This window comes from Pyxidicoccus fallax, assembly GCF_012933655.1.
Classification (GTDB): Bacteria; Myxococcota; Myxococcia; order Myxococcales; family Myxococcaceae; genus Myxococcus; species Myxococcus fallax.
Map to the genome: position 1 here is coordinate 1 of NZ_JABBJJ010000313.1, position 14927 is coordinate 14927.

9 protein-coding genes and 1 pseudogene are annotated in these 14927 nt (G+C 70.7%); 3 read left to right on the forward strand and 7 right to left on the reverse strand.

Annotated features, from left to right (window positions below; translation table 11 throughout):
* The 7 genes and pseudogenes from HG543_RS41710 to HG543_RS41740 all read right to left on the reverse strand — a co-directional run.
* Window positions 1–194, reverse strand: a pseudogene (locus HG543_RS41710) (hypothetical protein); the annotation flags it as partial.
* 171 nt (window positions 195–365) lie between these two features.
* The gene (locus HG543_RS41715; protein ID WP_169350513.1) at window positions 366–1937 is read right to left on the reverse strand and encodes an LVIVD repeat-containing protein; all 1572 of its coding nucleotides are present in this window, start codon (window positions 1935–1937) and stop codon (window positions 366–368) included.
* Between the two features lie 93 nt (window positions 1938–2030).
* A complete protein-coding gene (locus HG543_RS41720; protein WP_169350514.1) occupies window positions 2031–3662 on the reverse strand; it encodes an LVIVD repeat-containing protein in 1632 nt (543 codons plus the stop codon).
* A gap of 156 nt (window positions 3663–3818) precedes the next feature.
* Entirely contained in the window at window positions 3819–5444 is a 1626-nt protein-coding gene (locus HG543_RS41725) for an LVIVD repeat-containing protein (RefSeq protein WP_169350515.1), read from the reverse strand.
* A 139-nt stretch (window positions 5445–5583) separates the two neighbouring features.
* On the reverse strand, window positions 5584–7221 hold the full coding sequence (locus HG543_RS41730; RefSeq protein WP_169350516.1) for an LVIVD repeat-containing protein: 1638 nt from the start codon (window positions 7219–7221) through the stop codon (window positions 5584–5586).
* Between the two features lie 122 nt (window positions 7222–7343).
* Window positions 7344–9023, reverse strand: coding sequence for an LVIVD repeat-containing protein (locus HG543_RS41735; protein WP_169350517.1), 1680 nt, complete (start codon window positions 9021–9023; stop codon window positions 7344–7346).
* A 202-nt stretch (window positions 9024–9225) separates the two neighbouring features.
* A complete protein-coding gene (locus tag HG543_RS41740) occupies window positions 9226–10896 on the reverse strand; it encodes an LVIVD repeat-containing protein (RefSeq protein WP_169350518.1) in 1671 nt (556 codons plus the stop codon).
* A gap of 84 nt (window positions 10897–10980) precedes the next feature.
* On the opposite strand from HG543_RS41740, the gene HG543_RS41745 reads away from it, so the two are divergent.
* The 3 genes from HG543_RS41745 (at window position 10981) to HG543_RS41755 (ending at window position 14752) form a co-directional block, all read left to right on the forward strand.
* Complete coding sequence (locus HG543_RS41745; protein ID WP_171818234.1) at window positions 10981–12102, forward strand: AAA family ATPase; 1122 nt, start codon at window positions 10981–10983, stop codon at window positions 12100–12102.
* Window positions 12103–12114: 12 nt separating this feature from the next.
* Window positions 12115–13008 (forward strand): tRNA pseudouridine(55) synthase TruB, encoded by an 894-nt coding sequence (gene truB, locus HG543_RS41750; protein ID WP_169350519.1) that lies wholly within the window; start codon window positions 12115–12117, stop codon window positions 13006–13008.
* A 289-nt stretch (window positions 13009–13297) separates the two neighbouring features.
* Window positions 13298–14752 carry a hypothetical protein gene (locus HG543_RS41755; protein WP_169350520.1) on the forward strand — a complete coding sequence of 485 codons (1455 nt, stop codon included), beginning with the start codon at window positions 13298–13300 and terminating at the stop codon, window positions 14750–14752.
* Window positions 14753–14927: the final 175 nt, after the last annotated feature.

Below are 14927 nucleotides of genomic sequence, written 5' to 3' on the forward strand. Positions count from 1 at the left end.
CCCCCGTCCCACCCGGACGGCCCCGCGTCTCCCGCATCTGGCGCGCCCGAGTCAGGCACTCCCGAGTCTCTCACCCCCGCGTCCGGGATGCCCGCGTCCGGGGCGGGTGGGGACTCGTCGTCGCAGGCGGTCAGCGTCATCGCGCAGGCGAGCAGCAGCGCCCATGCGCGGTATCGGGAAACCCTCTTCATCATGGACATGCTCCGGCCCGCGGGCGCGGCGGAAGACCCGGTGCGCCCGATGGGAAACAGCCTATCCAGCGCGGCTCCGGGCGGAGGGGAATGGTTGAGCCGTGAGGGGTATCGGCCGGGCCGACCCGGCGTCGCGGTCCGGTCCCGGGCTTGCAACCGCGCACGCTTCCGGCGCTACCGCAGCTCGTTCAGCACCAGCAGCCCGCGCGCGGTATCCACCACGTACACGTAGCCATCCCCAGGCACGTGGAGTCCGGCGGCGCCCTCGTCCGCGCCATCTCCGCGGCCGGGGTCCGTCTCCCGGAAGCTGTTGAAGTACGCCAGCTCGCTCGGCCGCGAGGGATTGGACACGTCCAGCACGCGCAGGCCCTCGTGGTGGTACGTCAGGTACAGCCGCGAGCCCCGGAGCTGCAGGGTATGGGGCGACACGACGTGGCGCAGGCCGTACTCGCTCATCTTCAGGATGTTGGAGGGAACGGTGGCGTCCAGCACGCGCAGCCGCGCGCCGGGGCCTCGGCCCAGCTCGAAGGCGACGATGCGGCTGGCGAAGGTGCCCACGGCGCTCGCGGCGCTCCGCGCGTACGGGTACGTGTACTTGCCGAGCAGGGACAGCTGGCTCGGGTCCCTGCCGTCCACGACCTTGAGGCCCTGGGACTGGTGGTTGATGTAGAGGCGGCCCTCGTAGGGCGTGGCGCCACGTCCCGAGTAGAGCCGGTTCGGCTCCCGGGCCTCCCTCATGGAACCGACGAGGAAGTGGGGCGTGCCCGGCTCGGAGATGTCGAACACGAGCGTCCCGGGCTCGGGGGACTCGACAATGGCATAGAGCCGCTCGCCGGCCACGTTCACCCCGCTCACCGGCAGCGGGCCTCCCGGCACGTGGCTTCGCAGCGTCGGCGCCGAGGGCTGGGAGATGTCCACCACCGCGACGCCGTGGTTCGCGGTGGCCACGTAGAGCGTGCCTTCCCCGGACACGGCGTTGCGCCAGTCCGCGCCCTCGGGGCTCAGGCTCCCCACGAGCACGGGAGCGCTCGGGTCGCTCACGTCGAAGATGGTGAGGCCCCCGGGCCGGCCCGCATGCTTCCGCGACACGACATAGGCGTGACTTCCGGAGACGTGGACATCCACGGGCCTGCCGATGCGCACGGAGGACTCGGACAGCAGCCGCAGCCCGCCCGATGCCTCGCGCTCGCCCTCGAAGCGCATCATGCGCTCGGCGCGGAAGGTGGCGGACTGCTCCAGCCGCCCGTTCCTGCACACGGAGAAGCAGCCGGTGAGCACGTGCTCATCCACGGCGTTGCAGCCCACGAAGGTATACAGCGTGTCGCCCTCGCGGCCGGACAGCAGGAGCGTCCGGCTGTCCCACAGTCCGGCCACGGGAGGCACGCCGAAGACGGACTCCGGGACACCGCCGGGCCCCAGCTTGAAGCCGCCGCTGCCCGCGCGGCCCCGGGTCTCCGAGTCTCTCGGTGCGTAGCGCAGCTCCGCCCGGAAGATGCCCCAGCGCTCCAGGCTCTTCAGCGTGCCGCGCCGGCACTGCCTCAAGTCGAAGGACTCCAGCGAGCCGCAGGCCGCGCCGCCCTCTTCCAGCACGCCACAGGTGGACAGGGGCCCGGTGTCCACCCAGTCTCCCCGCTCCTCCAGGGGGATGTAGCTCCCATCCCAGGGCTGCTCCCCGGCGTCGCTGCAGCCGAGCGTGGACACGGCACAGGCGAGCAGGACCGTCAACGCGGCGCGAGCAGACGGCATGGGGCACCTCCCTGTGGGTCGTCCGCTCCGGCCAGCGGACCGACAGCACGCGCAGTGTAGGGAGGTTGCCTCGCTCGCGAAAAGCCGCGCTGTTCAGATGTCGTCGAAGATGAGCAGGCCCCGGGAGGAATCCACGACGTACACGGCCCCGTCTCCGGGCACCCGGACGCCGTAGGCGCCATCGAGGACGGTATCCCACCGGCCCGGATCCGTCTCGCGGTAGACGTTGTAGTGCGCCACCTCGCGCGGCCGTGTGGGGTTGGACACGTCCAGCACGCGCAGGCCCTCGTGGTACCAGGCGATGTAGAGCCGCGTGCCGCGCAGAATCATGTTGTGGATGGAGGTCACCGGGCGCTTCCGGTACTCGCCAATCTTCACGATGTTCGCCGGGTCGGTGACGTCGAGCACGCGCACGTGGGACGAGGCGAACTCGGCGCCCTCGAAGGCGATGGTGCGGCCGGCGAAGGTGCCCACCGCGCTGTGGTGCGCGTAGGCGCCGTGCACGTACTTGCCCAGGAACTTCACGTCCTCCAGGTCGGTGACGTCCATGACGTAGTAACCGTCGTAGCTGTTGCTGATGTAGAGGCGGCCCTCGTAGGCGAAGTGGTCATGGGGAGCGCCCACCGTGAGGCTCTGGAGCAGCACGGGCTCCAGCGGGCGGGACACGTCGTAGACGAGCGTCCGGCCGTCGTTGGCCGCGGCATACAGCCGCTCGCCATCGACGAGCACGGTGTGCACGCCACGCTGGCCCCCCGGCATGGAGCGCAGGAAGGCGGGCTCCGAGGGCCGGGTGATGTCGTAGACGATGACGCCCGACACGTCGCTGGCGATGTAGAGCGCGTCGCCCTTCGTCCAGGCGCCGTTCCAGTTGGAGTCCCCGGGGATGTGGATGGACGTCTTGAAGACGGGGTGGCTCCGGTCGCTCACGTCGAAGACGGTGAGCCCTCCACTGTCGCCGGGCCGGTTCATCGAGACGACGTAGGCATGGTCCTTCGCGACGTAGACGTCCACGGGCTCGCCCAGCACCACGTGCGACTCGGAGCGCAGCCGCAGCCCGCCGGAGGACTCGGCCTCGCCCTCGGGCCACGTCATGCGGTGGGCCTCGAAGGTGCCGGTGCGGCTGACCCGCCCGTTGACGCAACGGATGAAGCAGCCCGTGATGACGCCCGTCCGCGGCACCTGACAGCCCGCGTACGCGTTGGCCAGGGTGGGGGACGTCGTCCGGCGGCTGGCGATGAAGAAGCGACCGTCGTCGATAATCCGGGTGACGAGGGGCTGAGCGCCCAGCGTTTCGGTGCCGCCGTCCGAGTGGAGCCGGAAGCCCAATGAGGAGAAGCTCACCCCCATGCCGCCGTCCTGCAGGGGCGAATCGTAGCGCGTGCCAGCCTGGTAGATGCCCTGGGGCTCCACGTTGGCGAGCGAGTCCGTGTCGCACGCGGACAGGTCGAACAGCTCCGGTGTCAGGTCGTCACAGCTCGGCGTGACTCCGGAGCGGAGGGTGCAGGGCGCGTAGGGCCCGCGGTCAATCCAGTCTCCGCGCTCCTCCAGCACCGTGTAGGTGCCATCCCACGGCGCCGCGTCCCCCGCGTCGGGCGTCCCCGCGTCCTCGGTGGGGGAAGGGCCGGCGTCCGGAGCGGGGTCGGACTCCTCACAGCCGGAGAGGACGGACAGCCACAGGGCACAAGCGGGCAGCAGCACCCGCCTCCAGCGCGGAAAGGACGTCATCGTGCACCTCCTCGTTCCCCCCTCTACGTACGGAGGCGTCCACCCCGGGGTCCGCCACGGGAATCGTTGCCGCGTGATGCATGACGCCGACGGCGGAGGCACGCGCGGGCTCCACCGGTGCTCCCGGGTCCTGGAATTGCAACGAGATGGCGGGGGCTACGGCTCGTCGAGGATGAGCAGTCCGCGCGCCGTGTCGACCACGTAGATGTGCCCGTCACCGGGCACGCGCATGCCGATGGCGCCCTCGAACATGCCGTCCGTGCGGCCCCGGTCCGTCTCGCGGAAGGTGTTGAAGTACGCCACCTCGGTGGGGCGGGTGGGGTCGGCCACGTCCAGCACGCGCACGCCTTCGTGGTAGTGCGCGATGTAGAGGCGCGTGCCGCGCAGAATCATGTTGTGGATGGAGGTGACGGTGCGCAGCTTGTACTCGCCCACCTTGGCGATGCCGGCGGGGTTGGTGACGTCCAGCACGCGCACATGGGCGCCGAGCGTCTCTCCGCCCTCGAAGGCCACGGTGCGGCCGTTGAAGGTGCCCACCGCGTTGGCGTGGCTGTAGGCGCGCGGGTAGGCGTACCGGCCCAGCAGCGTCGGGCGCTCCGCCGTCGCGTCGACGACGAGGAAGCCGTTCACGGTGTGATTCACGTACAGCCGGCCTTCGTAGGCGAAGGCATCATGCGGATAGCCGGACCCGTCGCCGTACGTGTGGCGGGTGAGGAGCCGGGGCTCCAGGGGCTCCGAGACGTCGAAGATGAGCGTCGCCCGCAGGGAGGGCGACATGGCGTAGAGCCGGTCTCCTTCCACGAAGACGGTGTGCACGTCGACGAGGTTGTCGGTGGCGCCACCCCGGTTCGCGCCCCGGAAGGCGGGGCTGGAGGGGTTGGAGATGTCGAAGACGAGCACGCCCGCCGTCCCGCTGGCGACGTAGAGCGCGTTGTCCTTCGCCCAGACGCCGTTCCAGTAGGAGTCATTGGGCAGGGCGTAGGACGTCCGCTGCACGGGGGCGCTCGGGTCGCTCACGTCGAAGACGGTGAGGCCGCCGGGACGCTGCGTGCCGTTGGGAAGGGAGACGACATAGGCATGGCCCTGGGTGACGTACACGTCCACCGGGGTGCCGCGCTCCACGAAGGACTCGGAGCGGAGCTGGAGGCCGGAGGACTCGGACTCGCCCTCGCGCCACGTCATGCGCTCCGCGCGGAAGGTGCCCTGCACGCGGAGCTGGCCGTTCCTGCACTGGGCGAAGCAGCCGGTGAACTCGCGCGGCCCTTGGGCCTCACAGCCGACGAAGACGCTGCGGTCCGTGAGGTTGCCGCGCGTCTGCTGCGACACCATCACGAGGGTCTCCCCGTCCGCGCGGGAGGTGCTGAACGGGAGCTGGCTCAGGACGCGCCGGGGCTGGCCCGCGGCATCGAACTGGAAGCCGCCGGAGGTGGGCGCGAGGTTGACCTCATTGGGGTTGACCTGCGCCTCGCCGCGAAGCTCCGCGCGGAAGATGGCGTCTCGCAGCTCCAGGCCCGCGAGCGAGCCGCGCGCACAGGACGACAGGTCGAACGGAGTCGTCGCGTCGCAGACGGTGGAGGACGCCGTCAGCGTGCAGGGGGCCAGGGCTTCGGGCGACACCCACTCGCCGTTCTCCGGGAGCTGCGTCCAGGGCCCGTCATACGGGACGGTGGGCGGGTCGGGCTGCGGCGGAGGCGGCCCGTCCGGCTCGTCCTTGGAGGAGCATGCGGAGAGGGATGCGGCACAGGTGAGCGCGAGGAGCAGGCGCGCGGCGCGGGAGGACATGCGGGACCTCTTCGCTTCGGGAACGGGCGCCCGCTTCTGCCGGGCGCACGGGGAGGCCCAGCTTAGAGGCCGCCTTCCGTGCCGTGAAGCGAAGCCCTCCGAGGGGTGGAGGCAGGCAATCGGGGGCCCGCCTCCATCGTCAGGGCTCGGCGAGGATGAGGAGGCCGCGCACGGAGTCCGCGAGGTACACGTACCCGTCACCGGGGACGCGCACGCTGGACACGCCCTGGAGGAACGCATCGGTGTGGCCGGGGTCGCTCTCCCGGTAGGTGTTGAAGTGCGCGACCTGCTTCGGCTTCGTGGGGTTGGACACGTCCAGCACACGCAGCCCCTCCTGGTGCCACGCGACGTAGAGCCGGTTGCCGCGCAGGACGAGGTCGTCGACGGAGGTGACGGGGCTCATCCGGAACTCGCCAATCTTCACGATGTGGGCGGGGTCGGTGAAGTCGAGCATGCGCACGTGGGAGGCGATGCCCTGGCCGGCTTCGAAGGCGATGGTGCGGCCGGCGAAGGTGCCCACCGCGCTGTGACGCGAGAGTCCGCCGTGCACGTAGTGGCCCAGGTACCGCGCGTCGTTCAGGTCGGTGACGTCCATGACGAAGTAGCCGCTGCGCATGCTGCTCAGGTAGAGGCGCCCCTCGTATTCGAAGGCGCCATGGGCGCCGCCGACGAAGTACTCCTCCGGCACGGAGATGAACGGGCGACTCGTGGGGTTCAGGGGCTGGGAGAGGTCATGGACGTACGTCCCACCCTGCATCGACACGGCGTACAGCCGGTCTCCGTCCACGCGCACGGTCTGCACGCCCTTGCCATCGGCGGGCAGGTGACGCACGTACCTGGGGGCGCCCGGGTCGGCGATGTCGTAGACGTGCACGCCCGAGGTGTTGCTGGCGATGTAGAGCGCGTCGTCCTTTGACTGGACGCTGTTCCAGTCGGAGTCCCCGGGCAGGCGGATGGAGGCCTTGAAGACGGGGTGCTCCCGGTCCTTCACGTCGAAGACGGTGAGGCCGCCGTTGTCGCCGGGCCTGTCGCGGGAGACGACGTAGGCGTGGTCCTTGGCGACATGGACGTCCACGGCCTCGCCGAGCTCCACGCGCGACTCGGAGGCGAGCCGCACGCCGCCCGAGGACTCCGGCTCCTCGGGCCGCAGCGGCAGGCGCCGCGCCTCGAAGGTGCCGGCCCGGATGAACCTGCCATCCACGCAGCGGGCGAAGCAGCCGGTGAGGATGCCGGGCGACGGCACCTGGCAGCCGGCGAGCGTGGTGACGACGTTGGGGCCGGGCGTCGTGGTGCTGCGGCCGGTGAGGTAGAAGCCCCCCGCCCCCGTGTCCCGGGAGACGAGCGGCCGGCCGTCCATCGTGCCGGGCTCGCCGTCCGAGCGGAGCTGGAAGGTGGCGGTGAGGCTGTTGAGGGAGGTTCCGCCGTCGGACAGCGCCACCTCGCCGCGCAGGTCCGCCAGGTAGACGCCGTGGGGCTCCAGGGCCGCGAGTGTCTCCAGGTTGCACTGGGACAGGTCGAACCGGTCACGGTCGTCGCAGGCGACGGTGGAGGGGTCTCCCGCGGAGTCGAAGGTGCACGACGCGAGCCGGCCGCGGTCCAGCCAGTCGCCACGCTCCTCCAGCACGGTGTAGCCGCCGTCCCACGTCTCCCCGGGCGTGCCGGCATCGGGGCCCGGGCCGGGAGCCGGTGGGCCGTCATCGTCACAGCCGGAGAGCACGGACAGCAGCAGCAGGCTGGCGGACAGCACGGCGTGGCGAGGGCGCTGTGGAGACTTCATGGGGACCCCCCGAGTGGAGCGAGGCTTGTGTGAATGGAGGAAGTACGCAGCGAGCCGTCGTTCTCGGTCGTTCCGGCCCTGTGGGACACGGTATGCGCCACGGTTCGGGCCCCCGCCAGCCACTACAGTTCGTTGAGGATGAGCAGGCCGCGCGCGGAGTCCACGACGTACACGTGCCCGTCCCCGGGGACGCGCACGCCGAAGGCGCCCTCGTAGATGTTGTCCGTGCGGCCGGGGTCCGTCTCGCGGAAGGTGTTGTAGTGGGCCACCTGCCGGGGCTGCGTGGGGTTGCTCACGTCCAGCACGCGCAGGCCCTCCTGGTACCACGCGATGTAGAGCCGCGTGCCGCGCAGAATCATGTTGTGGATGGACGTGACGGGCCTCATCCGGAACTCGCCAATCTTCACGATGTTCGCCGGGTCGGTGACGTCGAGCACGCGCAGGTGGGCGCCGTTCGTCTCGCCACCCTCGAAGGCGATGGTGCGGCCGGCGAAGGTGCCCACCGCGCTGTGGTGCGAGTAGGCCCGGCCGCCGTGCACGAACTGGCCCAGGTGCTTCACGTCATCCAGGTCGGTGACGTCCATGACGGAGTAACCGCCGTTGCCATGGTTGATGTAGAGGCGGCCCTGGTAGGCGAAGGCGTCATGCGGCCCGCCCAGGGAGAACTCCTCCGGCAGGGCGATGCTCTGGAGCAGCACGGGGCTCAGCGGCTGGGAGACGTCGAGGACGAGCGTCGGACCGTTGAGGGACATGGCGTAGAGCCGGTCTCCGTCCACGAGCACGGTGTGCACGCCCTCGGGGCCGGCGGCGTAGCTTCGGAGGAACTCGGGCGCCGCGGGGTCGGTGATGTCGTAGACGAGCAGGCCCGAGGCCAGGCTCGCGATGTAGAGGGCATCCCCCTTGGCCCAGACGCCGTTCCAGTAGTTGTCCCCCGGCAGGCTGATGGCCGTCTTCAGGATGGGGAAGCGCCGGTCCTTCACGTCGAAGACGGTGAGCCCGCCGTTGACGCCGAAGCGGGAGAAGGACACGACATAGGCGTGGTCCTTGGCGACGTAGACGTCCGCGGGCTCGCCCAGCGCGACGGCCGCCTCGGAGATGAGCTGGAGCCCGCCGGAGGACTCGGCCTCGCCGGGACGCACGGCCACGCGGTGGGCCTCGAAGGTCCCCAGGCCGGCGAACCTCCCGTCGATGCAGCGGGTGAAGCAGCCGGTGACGATGCCCGGCGAAGGCACCTGGCAGCCCGCGAGCGCCGTCTCCGTGGTGCCGGCGGGAGTCGAGCTTCCTCCGACGATGAAGAACGTGCCGCCGTCGGTGTGACGCGAGAGGAGGGGCGAGCCGGCCAGCGTGTCGGTGCCGCCGTCGGAGAGGAGCTGGAAGCTGGTGAAGGAGGGCGTGACGCGGGTGCCGCCGTCGGCCAGTCGCCGCTCGGTGCGCAGGTCCGTCAGGTAGATGCCGCGCGGCTCCACGGCGGCGAGCGCCTCGGGCGCGCACTGCGACAGGTCGAAGCGTGACAGGTCACCACAGGAGACCGATTCTCCCGTGGAGTCGAAGGTGCACGGGGCATATCGGCCGCGGTCCAGCCAGTTCCCGCGCTCCTCGAGCACGGTGTAGCCACCGTCCCACGGCGTGCCTCCCGCGTCCTCGGTGCCAGCGTCCTCCCTTGTGCCCGCATCGGTGCTGGCGTCCTCGGTGGGAGTGGGCCCGGGCCGGGGCTCGGGTGAGTCGGAGCAGGCGGAGAGCGTGAGCAGCCACAGGGTACAGGTGGGCAGCAGCACCCACGGTGAGCGCGGTGAAGATGTCATGGGAGACCTCGCGGGCAGGGCGCCGCGCGGGAGTGCGGGCGGCCTGCCCGGATACGTGTTCGCGAGGCCCGCGTGTCGGGCGCCCTCGGGAATGGTTGCCCGGTGATGCGGACCCGAGGCGCGACCGTGGAAGCGGGGAGCTTCCAGCGCCGGTGGGTCCTGGCCTTGCAACGAGCCAGGAGCACCGGCGCTCCGGGCGTGGCTACAGCTGGTTGAAGATGAGCAGGCCGCGCGAGGTATCCACGACGTACACGTACCCGTCTCCAGGCACGCGGATGCCGATGGCGCCCTCGTAGGTGCCGTCGGTGCGGTTGGGGTCCGTCTCGCGGAAGGTGTTGTAGTGGGCCACCTCCGTCGGCTTCGTGGGGTTGGACACGTCCAGCACGCGCACGCCCTCGTGGTACCAGGCGACGTACAGCCGCGTGCCCACCAGCAGCATGTTGTGGATGGAGGTGACGGGCCGCTGCGTGTACTCGCCAATCTTCACGATTTTCGCCGGGTCGGTGGCATCGAGCACGCGCAGGCGCGCACCGGGGTTCTCACCGCCCTCGAAGACGATGGTACGGCCGGCGAAGGTGCCCACCGCGTTGTGGTGGCTGTAGCTGTTCGCATACGGATACGTGCCGAGCAGCTTGACGTCATCGAGGTTGCCCACGTCCACGACGTGGAGCCCCTCGGTGGTGTGGTTGATGTAGAGACGGCCGTTGTAGGCGAAGGCGTCATGCGGCCCATCGGAGAACTCACCGGCCGGGAAGGCGATGCGCTGGCGGAGGACGGGAGCGAGCGGGTCGGACACGTCGAACACGAGCGTGTCCCGCGCGGGGCCGGGGGACATGCCGTACAGCCGGTCCCCGTCCACCAGCACGGTGTGGACATTGAGGCCGGCCGAGTTGGAGGGCACGGTGCGCAGGAAGGCGGGGTCGGAGGGGTTGGAGATGTCGAAGACGATGACGCCGGAGCTGTCGCTGGCGACGTAGAGCGCATTGCCCTTGGCCCAGACGCCGTTCCAGTAGTTGTCCTCCGGCAGGCTGATGACCTTCTTGAGGACGGGGTTGCGCCGGTCCTTCACGTCGAAGACGGTGAGGCCGCCGGGACGGGCTGCTCGCGAGAAGGGGACGGAGACGACGTAGGCGTGGTCCTTGGCGACGTAGATGTCCACCGGCGTGCCCAGCTCGACGAAGGTCTCGGACACGCGCTGCAGGCCGCCGGAGGACTCGGTCTCTCCGTCCTGCCACGTCATCCGGTGCGCCTCGAAGGTGCCGCTCCGGAACAGCGCGCCGTCGACGCAGCGGGCATAGCAGCCCGTGAAGCGGCCGGGCATGCTCGTCTCGCAGCCGGCGTAGACGACGGTGTTGGTGCGGCCATCCGTGAGCCGGGACTCCCGCGTGAGGAAGAGGTCCTGGCCGCTCTTCACCTTCGACGTGAAGGGCGCGCCGCTGATGGTGTCGGGGCCACCGTCCGAGCGGAGCTGGACGCCGTTGAAGAAGGTGGACCACCGGAGGCTGCCGTCGGGCTGGGTGAATTCCTGGCGCACCTGGAACCGGTAGATGGCGTCGTCCGGCAGCGTGGCGAGCGACGCGCGATTGCACGAGTCCAGGTTGAAGCGGGACGGGTCGTGACAGGCCACGGCCACGGGGCCGGGCTGCATCGTGTACGTGCAGGGCGAGAACACGCCGGGGTCCTGCGTGAAGTCTCCGCGCTCCTCGAGCACGGTGTAGTTCCCATCCCAGGGCTTCGTGCCCGCGTCGGATTGAGTGCCCGCGTCGGCTGGCGTGCCCGCGTCGGGCGTCGGGTCGGGGTCATCGTCACAACCGAAGAGGGACAGGCAGCCGGCGAGTGCCAGCGCCCAGGCGTGGCGGGGTGTGAGCGGCAAGTGGGGTCTCCGGGGAACAGGCGCTCCGTGGGTGGTCAACGGGCGTGGGTGTGACTGTCCCACGGAGGGGGTAGGGTGGAGGGCGTGACGCCCATCACTCGCCTCGAAGTCGCGGGATACCGCTCGGTCCGCAAGCTTTCTTTGGAGCTCGGCCCCGTGAATGTCATCGTCGGGCCGAACGGCAGTGGCAAGACGAACCTGTACCGGGCGCTCTACCTGCTGGTGGCGGCGGCGGAGGGGCGGCTGGCGCGCACGCTGGCCGACGAGGGCGGCACGCCCAGTGTGCTGTGGGCGGGCCCGCGCGATGGGAAGAAGCCGGTGCGGATGACCATCGGCGTGGAGATGGGAGACCTCGCGTACGAGCTGAGCTGCGGCACCGTGCCGCACTACAACGACCCGCTCGCACCGGAGCCCGACCCGTTCCGCCTGGACCCGGAGGTGAAGGAGGAGCACCTGTGGGCCTTCTCGGGAGGGCGCAAGGTGGTGCTGATGGAGCGCAAGGACCGCACGGCCTTCCTGCGGGACGCGGAAGGGACGCGGGTGACGTTCCCCACGGAGCTCTGGAGCGCGGAGTCGGTGATGGACCAGCTCGCCGAGCCGCACCGCTTTCCGCGCCTGTCCGAGGTGCAGCGCACGCTGCACGCGTGGCGCTTCTACCACCACTTCCGCACGGACCCGGACGCGGCCATGCGGCATCCGCAGGTGGGCGTGCGCACGCCGGTGCTGTCGCACGACGGGAGCGACCTGGCCGCGGCGCTGCTGACCGTCCGGGAGATTGGCGACCGCCGCGCGCTGGAGCAGGGACTGGAGGAAGCCTTCCCAGGCTCGGAGCTGGAGGTGCGTTCGCTGGAGGGGCGCTTCAGCCTGTACCTGCACATGCCGGGACTGACGCGGCCCATGTCGGCGGCGGAACTGTCGGACGGGACGCTGCGCTACCTGTGCCTGCTGGCGGCGCTCTTGAGTCCCCGGCCGCCGCCGTTCCTCGCGCTGAACGAGCCGGAGACGAGCCTGCACCCGGACCTGCTGGAGCCGCTCGGCCGGCTCATCCTCCGCGCGGCGAAGCACAGCCAGGTCTGGGTGACGACGCACGCGGAGGCCCTGGCGCGTGTGATGGCTGAGCGCTCACAGTGCGAGCCGGTGCACCTGGAGAAGCACGCGGGTGCCACGCAGGTGGCGAAGTCAGGGACGGACGAGGAGGAGGACTGAGGTGGGCGGCGCATGACTCCTGGCATCTATCGAGTGCACAAGCCGGTGGGCCCGACGAGCTTCTCGGTGGTGCAGGGCTTCCTGGAGGAGACGCGGGCGCGGCCGGGCAAGCGGGTGCCGGTGTGCCATGGCGGCACGCTGGACCCGTTCGCGGAGGGGCTGCTGCTGGTGCTGGTGGGCGGGGCCACGCGGCTGTTCGAGCTGCTGCACGCCGTGCCCAAGACGTACGAGGCGGAGGTGGTGTGGGGCACGGAGATGGACACGGGTGACCTGCACGGGAGGCCGGTGTCCCAGGGCGACACGGCGGCGCTGACGCCCGAGTCGTTGGACGCGGCGCTCGCGCGCTTCGTGGGCTGGACGGAGCAGGTGCCACCAGCGACGAGCGCGAAGAAGGTGGGCGGTGAGCCGGCCTACCGCAAGGCGCACCGGGGCGAGGTGGTGGAGCTGCCGCCGTCGCGCGTGTACCTGCACTCGGCGCGGTGGCTGTCACACGCGCTGCCGCGCTCGAGCCGGCTGCTGCTGACATGCCGAGGCGGCTACTACGTGCGCTCGCTGGCGAGGGACCTGGGCCGGGCGCTGGGCTGTGGCGCGCACCTGTCCACCCTGCGACGCACGGCGATTGGCCCCTGGGAGGACCCGGGCCCGGGACAGCGCGTGGGGCTGCACGGGCGCGAGCTGTTGCCCTGGAGCCCCTGGCGGCCGCTGACGGACGCGGAGGTGGGCGAGCTGCGGCGGGAGCGGTCGATTCCGCTGAGTGGCGTGCGGCCTCCGGACTGGAGCCTCCCGCCAGGGTTCCCCGACCCCCAGGCCCCGGTGCGAGGCTTCCATCAAGGGCGCCTCACGTTCCTCCTGCGCGAGCGCGAGGGCGCGCTGTGGAGCGAGACGGAGCTGCGCGGCGGGCTGTGACGTACGCGCCCGCGTCATGCCCCTGGACCTCGACATCGAGGAGCTGACCCCGGAGCGGTCAGGGCGCTGACGCGGGGGCGGTGACTCCAGTCACCACCCCCCTGGCCCGGTGATGACGGTTGTCACCGGTGGTGACTGTTGTCACCACCCCCCGCGGCCCCTGGGACACACCCCCTGGGCGCATAACCCCTTGAAAGAACGAGGATGTGAACGTGCGGGCACCGGGGCGGATGTGTGGCACGCTGCGCGCAATAGGCAGGGTCATCACGCTCCAACACGGAGACTCCAAATGACCACCCGCCTTTCCGCCCACCTCGCCGCCCCGGCCTGCCACCTTCCGAAGACGCCGGTCCTGAAGTGCGGGACCCTGCCCACGAAGCCCGCCACCGAGCCGGCGAGCCCTCCGCCGCAGCAGGGCATCGTCGCCGGGGGCTGCCACCGTCCGGACGACTTCACGCCGTTCCCCGGCCGCTGCGGCACCCCGGTGCCCCTGCCGAAGCCGGGCGGCTGCTGGCAGCCGCTGGACCTGGGCGCGCTGATGGAGGTCAACAAGCTGGACCAGACGAAGGGTCCCATCGGCGCCGAGCAGCTCACGGAGGCCATCAAGAACGGCACGGCGGACCTGGACGGCCAGGCGGCCTCGGGTGAGTTCCGCGCCTTCTCCGAGTGGGCCCAGAAGAACGGCAACCGCCTCACGCCCGAGGCGAAGCAGGTGATGGACATCTACGCGAAGTACGCCGCGCAGGCGAAGGCCAGCGGCCAGACGGGCATCTCCCAGGCCGAGCACGCCAAGATGCTGGCCGAGATGTCCAAGGTCGGTGACCTCGGCGCGAAGCAGGCGCTGGCGGGCCTGGACAAGCTGCCCACGCCCATCTCCGGCCGCGACATGGCGCGCGCCATCGAGCGCGGCGCCCGGGACACGGACGGCCAGACGAAGGCCGAGGTCGCCGCCTTCAAGGACTGGGCGGCGAAGAACGGCGCGAAGCTGTCCCCCGAGGCCAAGGAGGTCCTGGGCATCTTCGAGAAGCACGCGGGCAAGGCGACGGCGGACGGCGACAAGGACCTGTCCCGCTCCGAGTGGCAGAAGATGCTGAAGGAGTTCAGCTGCGTGGGCGACGTGAGCGCGAAGAAGGCGCTGGCGAAGCTGGACAAGGAGAACGGCCCCGTCTCCGGCGAGGACATGCTGCAGGCCATCCGCGAGGGCGTCTCCGACAACGACGGCAATGCCACCGGCTCCGAGCTGCGCGAGTTCCAGAACTGGGCGCGCGAGAACAAGGACCGCCTCACGCCCGAGGCGCGCAAGGTGCTGGCCACCTACGAGAAGCACGCGAAGGCCGCGGGCGCCTCGGGGCTGACGCAGCAGAAGTTCGACGCGATGCTGAAGGAGGCGGGCCAGTTCAAGACGTTCCGTGACAACTCCATGCGCAACGCGCTGGAGAAGCTGGACGACAAGAACGGCTGCATCTCCGGGAAGGACCTGACGGAGGCCATCCGCAAGGGCGCGGGCGACCACGACGGCCAGGCGGCGGGCGTGGAGTTCGCGGACCTGCAGAAGTGGGTGCGGCAGAACTACAGCCGGCTGGGGCCGGACGCGCGCAAGGTGCTCGACGTCTACGAGAAGTACGCGACCCGGGCCATGTCCCGGGGGCAGACGGGCATCAACAACTCGGACTTCCAGCGGATGCTGCGCGAGATGAGCCAGGTGGGGGAGCCGCTGCGGCGTCCCACGTTCCTCATGGGGTGAGCTGACGCTCCCGGTGGACTCACGTCGCGGGAGCCCGGCGGGGGCCGGGCGCGGGGGGCCGCGAACTCCCGCGACGTGAGCGAGCTGGGAGTCGGAGCAAAGGGCCTCGTGCCGGGGGGCACGGAGCCGACGGGGGGCGAGTCATCCGGGGGGATGGCTCGGAAGAGTTCGGGCC